The 18,665-nt window shown below is 71.9% G+C and carries 13 protein-coding genes and 1 pseudogene; 6 read left to right on the top strand and 8 right to left on the bottom strand.

What is annotated here, in order from left to right; genetic code table 11:
- The first annotated feature begins 157 nt into the window (after positions 1-157).
- The 3 genes and pseudogenes from PV734_RS02860 (at position 158) to PV734_RS02850 (ending at position 3,535) form a co-directional block, all read left to right on the top strand.
- Positions 158-1,717 (top strand): ABC transporter ATP-binding protein, encoded by a 1,560-nt coding sequence (locus PV734_RS02860; protein ID WP_319288672.1) that lies wholly within the window; start codon positions 158-160, stop codon positions 1,715-1,717.
- Positions 1,714-2,538: a DUF1684 domain-containing protein gene (locus tag PV734_RS02855; RefSeq protein WP_319091887.1), complete on the top strand. Its 825-nt coding sequence runs from the start codon at positions 1,714-1,716 to the stop codon at positions 2,536-2,538. The genes PV734_RS02860 and PV734_RS02855 overlap by 4 nt, the downstream gene beginning before the upstream one ends.
- 74 nt (positions 2,539-2,612) lie before the next feature.
- Positions 2,613-3,535 (top strand): annotated as a pseudogene (locus tag PV734_RS02850) (LLM class flavin-dependent oxidoreductase).
- Between the two features lie 347 nt (positions 3,536-3,882).
- Here PV734_RS02850 and PV734_RS02845 read toward each other — a convergent pair.
- Positions 3,883-5,529 carry a rhamnogalacturonan lyase B N-terminal domain-containing protein gene (locus PV734_RS02845; RefSeq protein ID WP_319288671.1) on the bottom strand — a complete coding sequence of 549 codons (1,647 nt, stop codon included), beginning with the start codon at positions 5,527-5,529 and terminating at the stop codon, positions 3,883-3,885.
- A 253-nt stretch (positions 5,530-5,782) separates the two neighbouring features.
- Between PV734_RS02845 and PV734_RS02840 the strand changes: the two genes are divergently transcribed.
- Together PV734_RS02840 and PV734_RS02835 are read left to right on the top strand one after the other, a co-directional pair.
- The gene (locus PV734_RS02840) at positions 5,783-6,532 is read left to right on the top strand and encodes a DUF6250 domain-containing protein (protein WP_319288670.1); all 750 of its coding nucleotides are present in this window, start codon (positions 5,783-5,785) and stop codon (positions 6,530-6,532) included.
- A complete protein-coding gene (locus tag PV734_RS02835; protein ID WP_319288669.1) occupies positions 6,525-9,287 on the top strand; it encodes a Tat pathway signal sequence domain protein in 2,763 nt (920 codons plus the stop codon). The genes PV734_RS02840 and PV734_RS02835 overlap by 8 nt, the downstream gene beginning before the upstream one ends.
- A gap of 79 nt (positions 9,288-9,366) precedes the next feature.
- Here the strand turns inward: PV734_RS02835 and PV734_RS02830 are convergent, their stop codons facing one another.
- From PV734_RS02830 to PV734_RS02815, 4 genes are all read right to left on the bottom strand, one after another.
- Positions 9,367-11,604, bottom strand: a complete 2,238-nt coding sequence (locus PV734_RS02830) for a S9 family peptidase (RefSeq protein WP_319288668.1) — start codon at positions 11,602-11,604, stop codon at positions 9,367-9,369.
- Complete coding sequence (locus tag PV734_RS02825; protein ID WP_319288667.1) at positions 11,577-13,361, bottom strand: N-acetylglutaminylglutamine amidotransferase; 1,785 nt, start codon at positions 13,359-13,361, stop codon at positions 11,577-11,579. Before PV734_RS02825 ends, PV734_RS02830 begins: the two co-directional genes overlap by 28 nt.
- 177 nt (positions 13,362-13,538) lie before the next feature.
- Positions 13,539-14,726: a glutamate--cysteine ligase gene (locus PV734_RS02820; protein ID WP_319092027.1), complete on the bottom strand. Its 1,188-nt coding sequence runs from the start codon at positions 14,724-14,726 to the stop codon at positions 13,539-13,541.
- 198 nt (positions 14,727-14,924) lie between these two features.
- The gene (locus PV734_RS02815) at positions 14,925-15,380 is read right to left on the bottom strand and encodes a DUF4383 domain-containing protein (RefSeq protein ID WP_319091880.1); all 456 of its coding nucleotides are present in this window, start codon (positions 15,378-15,380) and stop codon (positions 14,925-14,927) included.
- Between the two features lie 217 nt (positions 15,381-15,597).
- Here PV734_RS02815 and PV734_RS02810 point away from each other — a divergent pair, with 217 nt between their 5' ends.
- A complete protein-coding gene (locus tag PV734_RS02810; RefSeq protein WP_319288666.1) occupies positions 15,598-16,563 on the top strand; it encodes a YihY/virulence factor BrkB family protein in 966 nt (321 codons plus the stop codon).
- A 27-nt stretch (positions 16,564-16,590) separates the two neighbouring features.
- On the opposite strand, the gene PV734_RS02805 is transcribed toward PV734_RS02810, so the two are convergent.
- From PV734_RS02805 to PV734_RS02795, 3 genes are all read right to left on the bottom strand, one after another.
- Positions 16,591-16,890: a hypothetical protein gene (locus PV734_RS02805; RefSeq protein ID WP_319288665.1), complete on the bottom strand. Its 300-nt coding sequence runs from the start codon at positions 16,888-16,890 to the stop codon at positions 16,591-16,593.
- 195 nt (positions 16,891-17,085) lie between these two features.
- Complete coding sequence (locus PV734_RS02800; protein ID WP_319091877.1) at positions 17,086-18,231, bottom strand: RNA polymerase sigma factor; 1,146 nt, start codon at positions 18,229-18,231, stop codon at positions 17,086-17,088.
- An 8-nt stretch (positions 18,232-18,239) separates the two neighbouring features.
- Positions 18,240-18,647, bottom strand: coding sequence for a YciI family protein (locus tag PV734_RS02795; protein WP_319091876.1), 408 nt, complete (start codon positions 18,645-18,647; stop codon positions 18,240-18,242).
- Positions 18,648-18,665: the final 18 nt, after the last annotated feature.

Here is an 18,665-nt window from a genome sequence, read left to right as displayed (position 1 = left end):
TGGTCCGCACGCACCCGTGCGCGCCGACTTCCGAGTAGGAGAAACCTTTCCGTGACAGCGCATCCGGATTCCCGTCCCGGCCCCCGATGGGCCGCGTTGACCGCACTCCTCACCACCGGCGTGCTGCTGACCGCGTGCTCGTCCGGCAGCAGCACCAGTGACCGCGGTGGTCGGCGAGTCCGGATCGGGCAAGAGCACGACCGCGCACGCGATCGTCCGGCTCCTCACGGCGAACGGCGGCATCGACGCCGGGACGGTCCGCTTCGGGCGGCACGACCTCACCACGCTGTCGGAGCAGGAGCTGCGCACCGTACGCGGGGCGCAGATCGGCCTGGTGCCCCAGGACCCCACGGTGTCGCTGAACCCGGTCAAACGCATCGGTGAGCAGGTCGCCGAAGTGCTGCGCATCCACCAGTTGGCGACCCGCCGCTCCGCCCCGGCGGACGCGACAGCGATCCTGGACCGGGCCGGGCTGCCCGACGCGGCCACCCGCGCCCGGCAGTACCCGCACGAGCTGTCCGGCGGGATGCGGCAGCGCGCCCTGATCGCCGTCGCCATCGCCGGCCGTCCCAAGCTGATCATCGCGGACGAGCCCACGAGCGCACTGGACGTCACCGTGCAACGGGTCATCCTCGACCATCTCCAGCACCTCACCGAGGAGTTGGGCACGGCGGTGCTGCTGGTGACGCACGATCTCGGCGTCGCCGCCGACCGGGCGCAGCGGATCGTCGTCATGTCCGAGGGGCGGGTCGTCGAGTCCGGCCCGACCCGTGACATCCTCGGCAACCCTCAGCACGAGTACACCCGGCGACTGCTGGCGAGTGCGCCGAGCCTGGCCACCGCACGCCCCCGGGTCACGGTCACCGCCCCGTCCGCTCCCGGGACGGCGCCGCTGGTCGAGGTGCGCAACGCGGTCAAGGAGTTCCGGCTCCCCCGTGCCGCAGGCTCGGCCCGTACCCTGCGCGCGGTCGACGACGTCAGCTTCACCCTGCACCGGGGCCGCACGCTGGCCCTGGTCGGCGAGTCCGGTTCCGGGAAGTCGACCACCGCCCGACTGGTGCTGCGGCTGACCGACGCGACCTCCGGCCGCATCGTGTTCGACGGCACTGACGTCACGAACGCGCGCGGGGCGCGGACACGGCAGTTGCGCCGCCGGGCCCAGCTCGTCTACCAGAACCCGTACGCCTCGCTGGACCCGAGGTTCTCCATCGGCGAGGTCATCACCGAGCCACTGCGCGCTTTCAGGGTCGGTGACCGCGCCTCCCGGCTCGCGCGGGCGGGTGAGCTGCTCGACCGGGTCGCGCTGCCCCAGTCGATGCTGGAGCGCCGCCCGGCGGAGCTGTCCGGCGGTCAGCGGCAGCGCGTCGCGATAGCGCGCGCCCTGGCGCTCTCCCCCGACCTGGTGGTGTGCGACGAACCGGTGTCGGCGCTCGACGTGTCCGTCCAGTCCCAGGTACTCGAACTGCTCGCCGAACTGCAGGCCGACACCGGGGTGGCGTACCTGTTCATCTCGCACGACCTGGCCGTCGTGCGCCAGATCGCGCACCATGTCGCCGTGATGCGCTCCGGCCGTGTCGTCGAGACGGGCACCGCCGAGGAACTCTTCACCCGCCCCCGCCACGACTACACCCGCGAACTGCTCGCGGCGATTCCCGGCGGCCGATACACCACCGCCACCGTCGAACCACTCGAAGAGGAAGCGAAGGAAAACGCATGACCGTTCAGGACTCCACCACAGATCTGGCCGCCTTCACCCACGACTGGCAGGAGTGGCACACCGGGCAGGAGACACGGCTCGCCGACCCGCACGGGTTCCTCGCCGTCACCGGCCTGCACTGGCTCGCCCACGAGCCGCAGCGCTTCCCGGACGCTCCGGGCGCCTGGTCGACCGGTGCCGACGGGGTCGTGGTGGTCCTCGACGAGGGTGAGGAACTGGTCGTCGACGGCAGCCCCGTCCACGGCGAGCACTCCTTCGGGGTGATCCCGGAGCGCGGCGGAGTCAACGCCGTCTGGGGCGACGCCGTGATCGAGGTGGCCAAGCGCGGCGGACACGACATCGTCCGTCCCCGGCACCCGGACAATCCGCTGCGCACCGCGTTCACCGGCACGCCCGCCTACGCCCCGCACCCCCGCTGGGCGGTGACCGGCCGCTACACGGCTTTCGACGAGCCGCGGCCGACGACCGTGGGCGCGGCGGTCGAGGGCCTTGAGCACGTGTACGACGCACCGGGCCGGATCGAGTTCGAGCTGGACGGTCGTCCTCTGGCCCTTACGGCGTTCCCCGGACACGGCCCGGGCAGTCTGCTGGTGCTGTTCACCGACGCGACCTCGGGGGTCACCACCTACGCCGCGAACCGGGCCCTCTCCCTGGGTGCGCCCGCCGCCGACGGCACGGTCGTCCTGGACTTCAACCGGGCGACCAACCTGCCCTGCGCCTACACCGACCTGGCCACCTGCCCGCTGCCGCCGGCCGAGAACCGACTGCCCGTGGCGATCGAGGCCGGAGAGAGGCTCCCGCGCGAACGCGGCGGTTCCTGAGCGGTCGGCACCACCGGGACGACCCCGAGAAGACCCCGACCCGACCAGGACCGGACCAGGACGGAAATCGCCGTATGAGCACCCCCTCGATCAGTTCGCTGGCCTTTCTCACCCCGGGCAACTTCGCCGACGACGACCCGTACACGGGTCTGGAGGAGACACTCCAGCTGTTCGAGTACGGCGAACGGCTCGGCTTCGACGGTGCGTGGATCAGGCAACGCCATCTCGAACACGGTGTCGGCTCGGCCGCGGTCTTCCTCGCCGCGGCCGGGCAGCGCACCGAACGGGTGATCTGGCCCTGGCCGATGTCCTGTCCCGGGGCCGGCTCCAGGTCGGTGTCAGCACCGGCATGCCGCACGCCGACCTCCTCGGCGACCTGGTGCACGACGGGGACTGGCGCGCCTTCGACCTGTCGTACGGCAGGATCGTCCGCGTCCTCGGCCATCTGCGCGGCGACTACCTCGGCGGCCCGGACACGGTGATCCAGTCTCCCGGCAACACCCAGCGGCCACGCCTGCAGCCGCACAACCCGGGCCTGGCGCACCGGGTCTGGTACGGCGGCGGCAGTCTGCGTTCGGCCCGCTGGGCCGGCGAGCACGGTCTGAACCTGCTCAGCGGCAACATCGTCACCGGCGAGGGCACCGACGACTTCACCACGGCCCAGCTCGCCCTGCTCTCCGCGTACCGGCGCGCCTTCTCCGGGGATCGTCCGCCACGGGTGGCCCTGGGGCGGGTGATCGTGCCCTTCGACAGCGCGGACGCGTCCACCCGGGCCCGCTACCGCGAGTACGCGGCGAGTCGGCACGCCCGAACCCTGGCACCGCAGGGCCCGAAGCGGACTCTGTTCGCCCCGGACATGGTCGGGACGGCGGACCAGATCCTGGAGAGCTGGCCGCGGATCCCGTGGTCGCGGCCGTCCCGGAGCTGCGTCTTGAGCTGCCGTACGAGTTCCACCGGGCCGACTACGAACAGATCCTGCACGACGTACGGCACCTGATCGCACCCGAGCTGGGCCGGCGGCCCGACTCCGCGCTGCTGCACGGAGCCGGCCGGTGAGTGTCGTCGCGCAGGAGCCGCCCGTGCGGCCGGAGATCCGCACCCGTGACCGTTCGCCGGCGGTCATCGCTTCGCCGGGAGCGGGGCCCAGGAGGCGATCACGGCCACGGCCCACTACTCGGTCGATCCGGCCGCGCCCGCCCACGGCTCGATCGACGACCTCGCACTCGCGCCGCGCTTCAGCACGGGCCGGGTGCGGTTCAGCGGGGACGTCGATCGGGCGGTGACAGCGGCAGCGGACGGGTCGGCCACCCGCCACCACTTCGACCTTCCCTGACCGCCCCGCCCTCAGAGCAGGTCGAGGGCGTCGAAGCCGTAGCTGGGGCTGAGGTATCCCCCGCCGCCCGCCGAACCGCTGGCGGCGTCGATGCGCAGGGTGTTGGCACCGGCCCGCAACTGGGCGGCGGGGATGACGTATTCGTACGTGTGGTTGTTGCCGCGGTAGCTGCCGACGGTCAGGGTCCGGGTGGAGGGCTCGGTCGCGGCGGCCGGGATCGCGGAGGTCCAGTCGGTGTTGACGGTGATCTGGGGGCGACCGCCCGCCTTGGCGGTGGTGATGCCGATGCGCAGGGTGCGGTCGGTGGCGGCCTGGGCGGCGGTGAGGGTGAAGGAGACCAGCAGGCCCTGGTTGATCTCCTTGAACTGGTAGGCGGGCCACGCCGAGGCCGCCGAGGTGCCGATGACATGGGTGTCTGCGGTCCACGCGGCGGCGCGGGAGTCGGAGGGGTGGGCGTAGGTGACGAGAGAGGCGTTCCTGAAGCCGGCCGGGGTGCCGGTCCAGTCGCCGATGCGCCAGATGGCGGTGTCCGCGGCGGGGTCGCCGGTGATCGTGATGGTGTGCAGGGTCGTGGCGGCGCCGGCGGTGACCGTGACGTCCTCGGTGTGCACGGCGAGTTCACCCTTGTAGACGGTGAGGGTGTAGGTGCCGGGAAGGATGCCCTTGACGGCGTACTTGCCGGTACCGGCGTCGACCTTGCCCCAGTACTGGGCCTCCGAGTTGGCCACGCCCACGACATAGGGGTAGGAGGTGTCCCGGCCCGCGAGCCCGTTGCCGACGATCCGACCGCGACCGCTCGCGCCGGTCCAGCCGGTGAGGCCCAGGGCGTCCACCCAGGCGGAGTTGTCCCGCCCGGACACGGCGGAGGTCGGCGCGGACCCGTCGGTGAAGGCGAGGACGTACGGGCCGTGCAGACCGAAGCGCTCGGCCTCTGTCTGGCCTTCGGCGTAGTAAAGATGCTCGTAGAGCCCGGCGCCCGACTCGTTGCCGTGGCGCAGGAGTTGACGCACGAAGGGGCCGCCGGAGTCCTTCTCCTTGGTGGAGCGTACGACCCAGATCGAGGCGGCGGAGGCGCTGAAGCCGAAGTAGTCGTAGTCGATGGTCCGCAGGTTGGCGAAGTGCTTGGACCTGGTGGTGCCGTCGGCCTTGGCGAAGACGTCGGCGGACTCGATGACGGTGTCGGAGTTGGACCAGGTGTCCGGGTAGGTGGTGGGGAAGATGCCGGGCTTGAGGCGCGCGATGTAGCGGCTGGCGGTGACGGAGGTGTCGGGCTTGTAGGTGAAGAGGTAGATGTTGTTCTCGCCGCTGCGGGCCGCGTAGTAGTGGATCAGCGTGCCGTGGACGACCTTGATGAGGACGACTCCGGTGGCGGGTGTGGAGATGGTGACCGTCGAGGTGCCGAGGCCGCTCTCGATGTGGGAGTTCTTGCCGTCGTAGCCCTGGTACTGGGTGCCGTTGTGGACAAAGGAGGAGAGGCCGCCGTTGCTGTGGTTGACCTTGAAGACCAGGCCGGCGCCGGTGTCGACCACGTAGTTGGTCCCGTCGTCGGTGTAGCCGAAGCTCGCGGCCGAGGCGGTGACGGGGGTGGCGAGGGCCAGGGCGAGTCCGGCCGCCGAGGCGAGGACGGTACGGCGGGAGAGCGGGCGGTCGTACGACATGCGGACAACTCCTGTGCTGGGCGGGGGCGTTGGTGAGGGGTGCGCCCCAGCCTGCCCGCCCGGACGGATCCGCACGGAGCTCGACAATGGATGATCATGAAGCTGTAACAGCACGTCACATTCGGTCCCAACATGCGGGATTCGACGGCGAGTTCGCTTGATCATGAACGCTTCTTTTCACTTCTGTGGCATTCGCTGATCGGAAGGGTTTGTTTCCGTACGCTTCCGGTCGTCCACAGAAAGGGATCTTCCGATGCGCCACACCTGGGCCACCGTCATGGTGAGCCTCGCCGCCGCGTTCACCACCGCCCTGTCCACCGGCGCCGGTGCCGCTGCCGCTGCCGCTGCCGCACCAAGCAGTCAAGGCCCGTACCACCACCGCCAGTTGCTCGCCGTCGACGACTTCCGGCACGGCACCGGCCAGTGGTCGACCGAGCTGGAGAAGGGCGGCAGCGTCACGGCGAAGCACGGCGTGCTGGACGTCGACGTGCCCGCCGGGGCCTCGGTGTGGTTCAAGCGGCCGTTCGCGGGCCGGTACGAGATCGACTTCACGGCTGCCCCGGTCTCGGCGGGCGGTGTCAACGACCGGGTCAGTGACCTCAACTCCTTCTGGAACGCCCGGGATCCGCGGTCCCCCGAGAACCTGTTCGCCAACCCCCGCAGCGGCGCGCTGGCCGACTACGACCAGCTCACCACGTACTACGCGGGCCTCGGCGCGAACTCCAACACCACCACCCGCCTTCGCCGTTACGTCGGCGTACCGGGCTCCCGGCCGCTGATCTACGACTACACCTCGCCGCTGCTCACCGCGAACGAGCCCAACCGCATCCGGCTCGTCTCCGACGGCAAGCGCGTCCAGTACTGGGACAACGGCGAGCTGGTCTTCGACTACACCGACGAGGACCCGTACACCAGCGGCTGGTTCGCCTTCCGCACCACCTGGAGCCACTTCCACATCAGCGACTTCCGCGTCTGGCGACTCCAGGGCGGACACCGTGGCTGAGATATCGCGCAGAGACGCCCTCAAGGCGGCAGCGGCGGCCGTCGCGGCCACCCAGCTCTCCTGGGCGCTCGCCGCCGCCCCGGCCACGGCGGCACCGGCCGCGGCCACCACCGCGGACCCGGTGAAGCTCACCTGGCTGGAGGGCGGCACCCCCGCCGAGGCCCCCGGCACCACCTTCGGCGTGGCCTGGCCCCAGGGCGCGCTCCCCGCCGACCAGCCCTTCGCCCTCACCGCCGGTGACGGCACCTCCGTCCCCGTCCAGTCCTGGCCCACCGCCCACTGGCCCGACGGCACCCTGAAGTGGACCGCCCACGCGGTCGGCCCCGGCGCCGGGCCCGCCGAGAGCTACACCGTGGCCCCTGGCACGCCCGCGCGGGCGGACACCGCGCTGACCGTGGACACCAAGGGCGGCACGATCGACGTCGACACCGGCGTCATCCAGGTCAGCATCGCCAAGGCAGGCGCACACGACGTCATCCGGGGCATCAGGCGCGGCAACGCCAGGATCGCGAGCAAGGCCGAACTGGTCGTCCTGCGTCAGCCGGAGATCGACGACGACTACGACGCCGGCGGTTCCAGTGCCCGCTGGGAACGCTTCACCGGCCGCGTCGGCTCCGTCACCGTCGAGCAGGCGGGACCGGTGCGGGCCGTCATCCGCATCGAGGGCGAGCACGAGCGTGGACGCCGCTCCTGGCTGCCCTTCGTCCTGCGCCTCTACCTGTACGCCGGGTCCGAGGCGATCCGTGTCGTCCACACCATCACGTACGACGGCGCACAGCAGGCCGGTAAGTCCGGCGGCGACTTCGTCAAGGGCCTCGGCCTGCGTATCCGCGTCCCCCTCACCGACGAGCTCTACAACCGGCACATCCGCCTCGCCGGCGCCGACGACGGCTTCCTCACCGAAGCCGTCCAGGGCATCACCGGGCTGCGCCGCGACCCGGGTACGGCCGTGCGTACCGCGCAGGTCAAGGGTGAGCGGCTGCCGGACATCGCCACCTGGGACACCCGGGTCTCCTCCGCCCTCCAGGACGTTCCCGCCTGGGGCGACTACTCCCTCTCCCAGTTGTCGGCCGACGGCTTCACCGTCCGCAAGCGCACCAAGGCCGGCCACGGCTGGATCCACACCACCGGCGGCACCCGCTCCCCCGGCTTCGGCTACGTCGGCGGGGTCAGTGGCGGACTCTCCTTCGGCCTGCGGGACTTCTGGCAGAAGCACCCCGCCCAGCTCGACATCCGCGGCGCCGCCTCCGACGAGGCGACCGTCACCCTCTGGCTCTGGTCGCCCGAGGCCCAGCCGCTCGACCTGCGCTTCTACCACGACGGCCTCGGCCAGGACACCTACGAGGAGCAGACCGCCGGGCTCAACATCACCTACGAGGACTACGAACCCGGGTTCGCCACCCCGTACGGCATCGCCCGAACCTCCGAGCTCTGCCTGTGGGCGAACGCCGCCACCCCCACCGCCGGCACACTGGTCGCGCAGAAGGACGCGCTGACCGCCCCGCCGCAGCTCGTCGCGGCGCCCGAGACCCTGCACAGGGCCGGCGTCTTCGCCGGGCTGTGGTCTCCCGTGGACCGCTCGACCACAGCCAGGAAGACCGTCGAGGACCGCCTCGACCTGCTCTTCACCTACTACCAGGACCAGCGCGAACAGCGCCGCTGGTACGGCTTCCTGGACTACGGCGACGTCCAGCACACCTACGATCCGGCCCGCCACACCTGGTGCTACGACGTCGGCGGCTACGCCTGGGACAACTCCGAGCTCTCCACCGACCTGTGGCTCTGGCTGGCCTATCTGCGCTCCGGACGGGCCGACATCTACCGCTTCGCCGAGGCCATGACCCGGCACACCGGCGAGGTCGACGTCTACCACCTCGGGAAATGGGCGGGCCTGGGCACCCGGCACGGGGTCCAGCACTTCGGGGACAGCGCCAAGCAGGTGCGTATCTCGACGCCCGTCTACCGCCGTCTCTTCTACTACCTCACCGCCGACGAGCGCACCGGCGACCTGATGCACGCCCAGGTCGACGCGGACGAGACCTTCCTGAGGCTCGACCCCAACCGCAAGGTCCGCACCGACGGCTACACCCCCGGGAACCGCCACGCCCTGTCCATCGGCTTCGGCACCGACTGGAGCGGCCTCGGCTGGGCCTGGTGGACCGAGTGGGAGCGGCGCGGCCCCAAGTGGCGGACAGCGAGGAAGAAGCTGCTGGCCAGTGCGTCGACCATCGCCGCCCAGCCCAACGGTTTCGTCCAGGGCAGCGGCCTGTACGACCTCGACACGGGCGCCTTCGCCGTGCAGACCACCCCCGTCATCGCCGTCTCCCATCTCTCCGCGAGCTTCGGCCTGCCCGAACTGGCCGCCGAGCTGATCGGCGCTCTCGACGAGAGTGACATCCCGGGGTTCCGGGACGCCTGGCTGGACTACTGCCGCTACTTCAACGCCACCTCCGCCGAGCAGAAGGCCCGCTACGGCGCGAGTTTCAAGGTGAGCCTGGTCCAGGGCCACTCCCGCCTGGACGCGTACGCGGCGAGTCTGACCGGCGAGGCCGCGCTGGCCACCCGGGCCTGGAACAAGTTCCGCGCGGGCGACGGCTACCCGGACGCGAGCACCCCGTGGGCGACCACGAGGATCACCGGCCCGACCGTGCTCAACGCCGGCACCGACGCCCCGTGGATCAGCACCAACTCCACGGCGCTGTACGGTCTCGCGGCCATCGAGAACCTCGCCCTGGTCGGTGACACGCTGACCTGAGCCCTTCGCGCCGGGAGGTGCGCGGGGTGGCCGAGGACACCGCGAGACCGCTGGTCAGGCTGATGCGGGCCGGCGCCGGTCAGCCGCCGAGGTGCCGTTGCAGCCAGTCGGCGGCGGCCCGGCGGAACAGGCGCCGGCTGTCCGCGCGCAGGAACTCGTGGCCCTCGTCGCGAAGAGTGAGCAGTTCGGCGGGGATGCCACGTTCCCGGGCGGCCCGTACGAACTGCTCCGACTCGCCCGGCGGCACGTTGTTGTCGTGTTCGCCGTGGACGGCGAGCACCGGGACACGCAGCGCGTCGACGCGGCTCATCGGGGACAGCGCGCGCAGCAGTGCCCGGTCGTGCTCCGGATGGCCGTACTTGTGCACCGCCGAATCGGCGATCCACGGCTCCGTACCGGCGAAGAAGGTCAGAAGGTCGGACATGCCGCAGACGGCGACCCCGGTGCGGAAGAGGTCCGGATGTCGCACGAGGGCCGCGAACGTCAGATAGCCGCCGTACGAGCGCCCCATGACGGCCAGTCGGGTCGGGTCGGCGGGACCCGCGGTCACCGCGTGGGCCGTGCAGTCCGCCACGTCGTCCAGCGCGGCGAAGCGGCCGGCCCCGAGGTCGGCGTCGACGAAGGACCTGCCGTGTCCCGAGGAGCCGCGGACGTCGGGGGCGAAGACGTCAAGACCGCGTCCGAGCAGTTCGTGGTAGAGCGGGTTGAACACGGGGCGTTCCTGTTCCTCGGGGCCGCCGTGCAGATGGATCACACAGGGGGCCGGCTCGCCCGGGGCGCGGCCCGGCGCCCTGTAGTACCAGCCACTCAGGGGCAGCCCGTCCCGTGCCGCGAGGCGCAGGGGAACGGGCCGCACGGGTGGGCGGCCGGGCGGTACGGCGTCCTCGTCGCGGGAGGACCACGGGGTGCGCAGCAGGGACACGCCCTCGTGGGCCCACCACACACCCGGGCGGCGTTGCGAGCCGGAGAGCGCGAGCAGCATGCGCCCCGGGCCTGCCGCCACCACCCGCGTGACGACCTCGTGGGGCAGGGAGACGGGCCTCGCCGGACCGGTGTCGTCCGGTCCGTGGCGCGCGCGGGACGTCTCGACGAGTTCGAGTTCCCCGGCGCCCTGCGCGTTCCACACCAGCACGGCTGTCCGGCCGTCGTGAGCCAGCGCCAGCAGTTCGAGTTCCTGGTCCTCGCGCTGCGCCACGACCGACGTCCCGCGCGGCTCGCCGTCGGGGGCGAGGGCGAGCGCGAACAGCGCCGCGTACTCCCGGTCGGCGTCGCTGCGCAGCCAGAGGGTCCGCCCGTCCGGGGAGAACCGGCCGATCCACGGGTCGCCGTCGGCGACCGGCACCGTGCACATGGTCGCCGAGTCGGCGGTGCGCCGTACGACCGCCTCGCGTCGGCCGCGCGGCCCCCTGCGCAGCAGCGCGAGCGTGCCGTCGCGGCTGAGGTCGCACACGCGCAGGGTGGCGGCGTGTGTCTCCGTGGCGAGGAGTACCGGCGTGGCCGGACCGTCGGGGTCGATCAGGTAGGCCGACAGTCCGCCGCCGGGCCGGACGGCGGGCGCCTGCGGTGCCGTGAGGTCGACCGGCGCCGGCGCGGTCCGTTGTCCGGAGCCGTAGGGGGTGCCGCCCAGGAGCGTCGCGCGCCCGTCCCGGTCCGACCGGTCGGGTGGCAGCGGGGCACCGCCGGGATCCCGGTCGGTCGACGCGTGTCCCCCACGGTCCGGGTGTGCGTGGGTGGTCGCGGCGACGGTGACCGCGACGGCCGACCCGTCGTGCGTCCAGCACCCCAGATAGGCGGAACTTCCAGGATCCGCTCCGGCGAGGATGCGGCGGCCGGTGCCGTCGGGCCGTACGCACAGCACGCGGGAGTGCTCGCCCCCGCCGGGCGCGGTGGTGTACGCGATCCAGCGGCCGTCCGGTGACCAGGACACCTCCTTGACGGGGTCCGGGGAGGAGTCGAGCAGCCGCACCTCGTCACTGTCCACGGGCCCCGCCCACAGCTGCGGGACACCGCCCCGGTCGCAGATGAAGGCCGCTTCGGCGCCGTCGGCGGTGGCGGAGGGGTACCAACAGCCGTGCGCGCGCAGCCGGGTCACCGCGTCGCGCGGGCCTCCCGCGTCGGGCAGCGGCACCGGGACGGGCGCGGCGGCGCGGGCGGGCGCGTGCGTGTCCGCCGACCACGCGTCCGGCGGCTGCGGGGCCTGAGCCGCGAGAGCGGACGTCCCGGGGCGGTCCGCGACCGGCGGCCGGGCGGGCGCCTCTGCCCCCGACGCCCGCGCGCCCGCCTCGGCGGTCACCTGATCCCGTGCGTCTGCAGCCATGTCTCCAGCAGGGCCACCTGCCACAGGGCGTTCGCTCCCCGCTTGGTCCGGTGCTCGTCGGGCGCCGCCAGGAGTTCGGCCACGTACGACTCCTGGAACAGCCCGCGCTCCTTCGCCTCGGGTGCGTCGAGCGTCGCACGCACCCGGTCCAGGACGGGGCCCGCCATGTGCTTGACGGCCGGGACGGGGAAGTAGCCCTTGGGCCGGTCGACGATCTCCGGGGGCAGGAGCTTGCGGCCGGCTTCCTTCAGCACGCCCTTGCCTCCGTCGGACAGTTTGAGTTCCGGCGGGCAGGCGGCGGCGAGCTCCACCAGTTCGTGGTCGAGGAACGGCACCCGGGCCTCCAGGCCCCAGGCCATCGTCATGTTGTCGACGCGTTTCACGGGGTCGTCGACGAGCATGACGTGCGTGTCCAGCCGGAGGGCGGCGTCCAGGGCCGTCTGGGCCCCGGGGACCGCCATGTGGTCCTTGACGAAGCGGTACGACACGTCCTCGTCGGGCAGCAGGTGGGGCTGCAGGATCCGGGCCAGGTCGGCGTGCGGCCGGTCGAAGTACGTCCGGGCGTACCTGTCCGTCTCCTCCTCCCGGGTGACCTCCGCCAGCTCCGGATACCAGTGGTAGCCGGCGAACACCTCGTCCGCGCCCTGTCCGCTCTGGACGACCTTGACCTCCTTCGCCACCTGCTCGGACAGCAGGTAGAAGGCGACCGCGTCATGGCTGGTCATCGGCTCGCTCATCGCCGCGACGGCCCCGTCCAGGGCCGCCGACACGCGTTCGGAGGGAATCAGCAGCCGATGATGGTCGGTACGGAACTCCCTGGCCACCAGGTCCGAGTAGCCGAACTCGTCCCCTGCCTCACCTCCCTCCGACTCGAACCCGACGCTGAACGTCCTGAGGTCGTGCTGGCCCTCGTCGGCGAGCAGGGCCACGACCAGGCTGGAGTCCAGTCCGCCGGAGAGCAGGACACCGACCGGCACGTCGGAGACCATCCGGCGGCGTACGGCGGTACGCAGCGCCTCCAGTACCGCGTCGCGCCATTCGACGGGGGCCATGTCGGCGTACTCGGGCCGCCGGGTGTACGACGGCTGCCAGTAGCGGTGGTCGTGGTGGGTGCCGTCCGGCTCGACGACACGCACGGTGGCCGGCGGTAGCTTGCGGACGCCGTTGAGGACGGTGTGCGGCGCCGCCACTGTGGCGTGCCAGCTCAGATACTGGTGCAGGGCGACCGGATCGAGGGAGGTGTCGACGTCCCCGGCGGCGAGCAGAGCGGGCAGTGTGGAGGCGAACCGCAGGCGGCCCGGCGTCCGCGCCAGGTACAGGGGCTTGATCCCGAGTCGGTCGCGGCCGAGCACGACCCGCCCGGTGCGGTGCTCGACGAGGGCGAAGGCGAACATGCCGTAGAAGCGCTCGACGCAGGCGGTTCCCCACTGCTGGTAGCCCTTCAGCACGACCTCGGTGTCGGACGTCGACTCGAAGCGGTGGCCCAGCTTCTGGAGCTCTTCGCGCAGCTCCTGGTAGTTGTAGACGCAGCCGTTGAAGACACCGGTGATCCGGCCCCGGGCGTCGGTCATCGGCTGGGCGCCGAACTCCGACAGATCGATGATCTTCAGGCGGCGGTGACCCAGCGCGACCGCGCCCCGGGTCCACGTTCCCTGTCCGTCAGGGCCACGGGCGGCAAGCCGCTCGCTCATGCGCTCGACGGCGGCGAGATCAGGTCGCCGGCCGTCGAAGCGGATCTCCCCGCTCAGGCCGCACATGTCGTACCGCCTCCCCGTCGCACGGCCTGGGCGGCCGGGGCGCGTCTTCGGGGCACGATCCGGGTGGTGTCGCTGGACATGACGAAACATCTCCTGTGCGGGTGGGTGAGGGAGAGGGCGCGCCCAGGCGCCGTGACACCCCAGGGCTGTGCCGACCTCATGGCGTTCGTCGCCTCGTCAGCGGCCGATGGTCTCCGGCGCGCCCGAACCGAACGGAGGGCCTGTCGTGCCCGCGCCGGAGTACGGAAGGTTGACGCGCCCGAGCGACGCCGATCTGCGGTTTCTTCGTTCGCCCCGCGTCTCGGCGATCAACAGGTCGACGCAGGCCAGCAGATCCTCTTCCCGTGCCGTACGCCGTATGCGCTCGGCGGCGCTGCCCTCGGCGAGGGCCTCATCGGTCAGCGCGCCGACCGTCCGCCAGTCGCCGTGGGACTCCAGCGCGGGGCGCAGCCGGGCGAGCAGCTTGCGCACGACCTGTTCTGCCGGTGCGTCCCGGTGGGTCTCGGGGTCCACGAGGGTGCCTTCGAGACCCGAGCGGGCGGCCCGCCAGGAGGCGCCGCGCAGCCACTCGTGCCGGCCCTGACAGGGCGGCGCGTCGTCCCGCCGAAGCCGTTCGAGGGCTTCGGTCACCAGGGCGCGGAACAGTCCGGCGACGAGTACGACGGTCTCCGCGCGCGGGCAGGCGTCACAGATCCGCAGTTCGAGGGTCGGCAGATGCTCGGAGGGGCGTATGTCGTAATAGATCATTCCGGCGTCGGTGATGATCCCGGCCCGCACCAGGTCGCGCACCGAGGCGTCGTACTCGGTCGCGCTCGGGAAGCAGCCGATCGGGCCGGCGGTGGGCCACCGCTGCCAGAGCATCGTGCGCCAGCTGGCGTAGCCGGTGTCGGATCCCTGCCAGAACGGCGAGCTGGCGGACAGCGCCAGGAGCACCGGCAGCCAGGGCGAGACCTCGCACATCACCCGTACCGCGGTGTCGCGGTCCGGTACGTCCACATGGACCTGGGCGCCGCAGATGAGCTGTTCGTCGGCGACCTGGCGGTATTCCTCGACCATGTGGTGATAGCGGGCGTCGGCGGTGGGCTGCCCGGAGGAGGCGGGTGCCAGCGGGGCCGTGCCCGACGCCACCGCGGCGAGGCCGAGCGAGGCGGCGGCCCGGTCGAGGCGGCGCCTCGTGCGGGCGAGGTCGCAGTACAGGTCGTCCAGGGACGCGTGCACGCCGCTGTTGGATTCCACGATGGACTGGTGCAGTTCACTGGTGAAGGTCCGCCGGGGAAGCCGTCGCAGGATCGGATCGGCTCGTGGGACGAGCAGTCCGCTCTCCACCTCCAGAACGTGGAACTCTTCTTCCACTCCGATGCACATGCTCACGGTCACTCCTTGAGGGCATCAATGCCTTCCGTCCCGGCAGTGCGGTCACCCACCGGAAGGATGCGACGGCTGTGACAAGCACCGGGTTCCCCGGACAGCGACGAACAAGCTCAGATTTGCACCTTTGGCCTGCTATCTTCCCAGATGAGCGTATGAGCGCATCTTCTGGGCCGCTCGGCTCACGGTCGGCCGTCACCTTCCGGCGGCGCTGCCGCGAGGCCGGGTCAGCAGCCCGCCCAGGGCGATCATGCCGAGGCCGAGAACGAAGTGCAGCCGATTGTCGGCCGTGTTCAGCGGCACGAAGTTGGCCGCGCTGTCATGGCCGACGAACAGGCCGTAAAGCCAGAGCACCAGATAGATCGCCCCGCCGGCCAGCAGGAACGTGCCGGCGCCGGAAGCGGTGCGGGCCATGGCCACCCCCGCCACACCGAAGGCCAGGTGGACGAGGTTGTGCAGGACGGAGACCTGGAAGAGCCCGAGCAGTTCGGCGCCCGATTCGTGCGAGGCGAACGTCATCGTGTCGTAGTGCGTCGTGATCCCCGGGACGAATCCCAGGATGCCCACCAGCAGGAACACCACGCCCACCAGCAACGAGGCCTTTCGTACCGGCGAACGAGAGATGCTCGACGTACGCGCGTGCGTGGTCATGGGAGCCCGGACCTTCCCTCGGGACGCCCCCGTGGGCGCCGTTGCCCGGCGAGTACCCCGCCACCACGACACAACCCCGCCGAGTGCACCGGGCCCGAACGGGCAGGAGCCGCCGTGGCCAGTACCCACGGTGAACCGGCTGTTCGGGGGCAGGCGACATCGCGGACGCCTGGGACCCGGGAGAGGGCCCGGGCCGGGCGGAGGGAGCCGGTACGCGATGGGAACCGCCGTTCACGTTCCGCAGACCAGCGACATGATCGGAGAGGAACTCTCCGGGGACGAGGCGCTCACCGCACTGCGGCGGTACGGCGGCATACGGCTGCTGGTGGACTCGTTCACCCGGTTCCGCTACGCCGACGGCTTCACCAACGCACGCGCCCTGGCGTTCCAGATCGTGCTCGGTCTGGTGCCCCTGAGTCTGGCCCTGGTGGGTCTCGCCACGTCCGTGCACACGGAGGTCGTGGGCCGGGTCATCGAACGGGCGCTCGGTGACCTCGTCCCCGGCGCCGGTGCCGGGGTGTTCGACAAGGCGTTCGCCGGGACGCGGCGCAGCGCCCACGGCGACGTGTGGAGCACCCTCGCCCTGTGGCTGGGGCTGGCCTTCGCCGTGCTGAACCTCGCCTCGGCGATGGGCCAGATCGAGCGCGGCGCCAACCGCATCTACGGCATCGAGCGGGACCGCCCCTTCACCCGCAAGTACGGCCGTGCCCTGCTGCTGTCCGTGGCGGGCGGCCTGCCCATGGTGCTCGGGTTCCTGGTGCTGGTGGCCGGTGAGGCGGTCGGCGACGCCGTCGCCCGGACCCTGGGCTCCCCGGGCGGTGGAACCCGGTGGTGGGTCGCCCTGGAGGTCCCGGTGGGTCTCGGGCTCGCGTGGATCGCCTCCGCCGTGATCTTCCGGTGGTCACCGCGCCGCAGGCAACCGGGCTACACCTGGCTCGCCTTCGGCAGCGGCGTCCATCTCGTCCTGTGGCTCTCCGCCACTTGGCTGCTCGCCCTGTACGTCGGCAGGAGCGCGGCGTTCGGAGCCGTGTACGGGCCGCTCACCGCGTTCGTCGCCCTGCTGCTGTGGGCCAACGTCACCGGCGTCGCCCTGTTCCTGGGCATCGCCTTCGCGGCCCAGCTGGAAGCGCGGCGCGCCGGCATCGAGTGCGCCGTGCGTCCGGATCCCGGGCCGGGTGCCTGAAGCGGCGGCGCACACGCGGGGCGGCTGTCAGGCGGCGCCGGTGATGCCTGGGGCGACGAAACGCCGGTGCAGCGGCGTGAAGGCCGTCTCCGGGGCGCCTTCGATGCCGGCCTTCTCGATGGCGGGGGCCAGCCGCTGGACGAGGAACCTCTGGAACGCCTCCTCCGACTCCCAGACGTCGATCACCCGCAGCCCCTGCGCGTCGAACCAGGCCAGGTGTACCTCACCGCCGTCCGGGGCGACCTCCTCCCAGTCGACCGTGTCCCGCACCATGTCGTACTGCTCAGGGCTGACCCCGGCCCAGCTCATCGTCATCAGGACTGCCATTTTCCCGCCCCCTGTTTCCCGTTCCGGCTGTGCGGGACCATCGTCCCGCCGAAGGGGCCGCCGACGCAGAGCGCACAGGGTCGTGGCATCGCCGGGTTCCGCCCCGCACGCCCGGCGTACGGCGCGTGAGGGGGGCGCCTGCTCCGCCTCTGGTGGCTCCGCGCCGGAGGGTCGAGGAGCGGTGGCCGTCGAGGGTCAGTGGCCTCGGCGTGCGTTGAGCCGGGCCGCCTGGCGGGTCAGGTGGTCGCGTTCGGCGAGGTTGGGCGCCTTGAGGGCCGCCTCGGCGTAGAGACGTGCCGCTGTCGTCAGGTCGCCGTCGCGCTCGTGGAGGTAGGCCGCCACCGCGGTGTGGCGGGGCAGTGTGTCCTCCAGCGCGGCGAGCGCGGCCAGGCCCGCGCGCGGTCCGTCGGCCTCGCCGACGGCCACCGCGCGGTTGAGGCGGACGACGGGACTGTCGGTCAGGCGCGCGAGTTCGTCGTACCACTCGACGATCTGCACCCAGTCGGTCTCCTCGGCGGTGGGCGCGTCGGCGTGGAGGGCGGCGACGGCGGCCTGGGCCTGGAACTCGCCCAGCCGGTCCCGGGAGAGGGCTGCCTGGAGGACGGCGACGCCCTCGGCGATCGACTCGGTGTCCCATCGGCCGCGGTCCTGCTCGGCGAGCGCCACCAGGCTGCCGTCGGGTGCGGTGCGGGCCGAGCGGCGGGCGTGGTGGAGCAGCATGAGGGCGAGCAGCCCCGCCACCTCGGGATGGTCGACCCGCGCCGCGAGCTGCCTGGTGAGCCGGATGGCTTCGGCGGAGAGGTCGACGTCGCCGGAGTAGCCCTCGTTGAAGACCAGGTAGAGGACGCGCAGGACGGTGGCGACGTCGCCGGGCTGGTCGAACCGTACGCCGGAGACGGTCCGCTTGGCCCGGCTGATGCGCTGGGCCATGGTCGCCTCGGGCACCAGGTAGGCCTGGGCGATCTGGCGGGTGGTGAGTCCGCCGACGGCACGCAGCGTGAGCGCGACCGCCGAGGAGGGGGTCAGTGACGGGTGGGCGCACAGGAAGTAGAGCTGGAGGGTGTCGTCCGTCGCGGACGTGGGCCCGGGGGCCGGCTCCTCGTCGACACGGTCCTCACGCCGCCGCCGGGCCGTGTCCGCGCGGGTCGCGTCGAGGAACCGCCGCCAGGCGACGGTGACCAGCCAGCCCTTGGCGTCCCGCGGCGGGTCGTCCGGCCAGACGCGGACCGCCTCGACCAGGGCGTCCTGTACGGCGTCCTCGGCCGCCGCGAAGTCTGCTCCGCGGCGGACGAGGACGGCGAGCACGCTCGGGGTGAGGCTGCGCGACAAGGCCTCGTCCATCGCAGCTGTCACTCCGTCACGGCGCAGTGCTCGGCCATGAACGGGCGCAGTTCGAGCCACTCGTGGATCGGCTTCCCGCCGGCTCCGGGGGCGGCCGACAGTTCGCCGGCCAGCTCGACGGCGCGCTCGTAGCTGTCGACGTCGATCACCATCCAGCCGGCGATGAGGTCCTTGGTCTCGGCGAACGGGCCGTCGGTGACCGGCGGACGGCCCTCGCCGCCGTACTGGACGAACGTGCCCTCGGGAGCGAGCGCCTGGCTGTCCACGAACTCGCCGGTCTCCTCCAGCCGGGCCGCGAAGTCACGCATGTACTGCACGTGGGCCGAGATCTCCTCCGGCGTCCACTTGTCCATCGAGACGCAGTTGACCGGAGCCGGGGCGCCTCGGTAGTGCTTGAGCAGCAGGTACTTGGCCATGGTGGTTCTCCTCGGTGC

Origin of the sequence: Streptomyces sp. AK08-02, from assembly GCF_033795085.1 — a bacterium.
GTDB lineage: Bacteria > Actinomycetota > Actinomycetes > Streptomycetales > Streptomycetaceae > Streptomyces > Streptomyces echiniscabiei.
The sequence above is the reverse complement of the archived record's forward strand: the minus strand, read 5'-3'. Positions and strand labels throughout refer to the sequence as shown.

What these genes read in the sequence shown, in the direction of transcription:
- PV734_RS02855 (WP_319091887.1), top strand. Translation starts at nt 1,714, where the DNA reads ATGACCGTTCAGGACTCCACCACAGATCTGGCCGCCTTCACCCACGAC.
- PV734_RS02845 (WP_319288671.1), bottom strand. Translation starts at nt 5,529, where the DNA reads ATGTCGTACGACCGCCCGCTCTCCCGCCGTACCGTCCTCGCCTCGGCG.
- PV734_RS02840 (WP_319288670.1), top strand. Translation starts at nt 5,783, where the DNA reads ATGCGCCACACCTGGGCCACCGTCATGGTGAGCCTCGCCGCCGCGTTC.
- PV734_RS02830 (WP_319288668.1), bottom strand. Translation starts at nt 11,604, where the DNA reads ATGGCTGCAGACGCACGGGATCAGGTGACCGCCGAGGCGGGCGCGCGG.
- PV734_RS02825 (WP_319288667.1), bottom strand. Translation starts at nt 13,361, where the DNA reads ATGTGCGGCCTGAGCGGGGAGATCCGCTTCGACGGCCGGCGACCTGAT.
- PV734_RS02820 (WP_319092027.1), bottom strand. Translation starts at nt 14,726, where the DNA reads ATGTGCATCGGAGTGGAAGAAGAGTTCCACGTTCTGGAGGTGGAGAGC.
- PV734_RS02815 (WP_319091880.1), bottom strand. Translation starts at nt 15,380, where the DNA reads ATGACCACGCACGCGCGTACGTCGAGCATCTCTCGTTCGCCGGTACGA.
- PV734_RS02810 (WP_319288666.1), top strand. Translation starts at nt 15,598, where the DNA reads ATGGGAACCGCCGTTCACGTTCCGCAGACCAGCGACATGATCGGAGAG.
- PV734_RS02805 (WP_319288665.1), bottom strand. Translation starts at nt 16,890, where the DNA reads ATGGCAGTCCTGATGACGATGAGCTGGGCCGGGGTCAGCCCTGAGCAG.
- PV734_RS02800 (WP_319091877.1), bottom strand. Translation starts at nt 18,231, where the DNA reads ATGGACGAGGCCTTGTCGCGCAGCCTCACCCCGAGCGTGCTCGCCGTC.
- PV734_RS02795 (WP_319091876.1), bottom strand. Translation starts at nt 18,647, where the DNA reads ATGGCCAAGTACCTGCTGCTCAAGCACTACCGAGGCGCCCCGGCTCCG.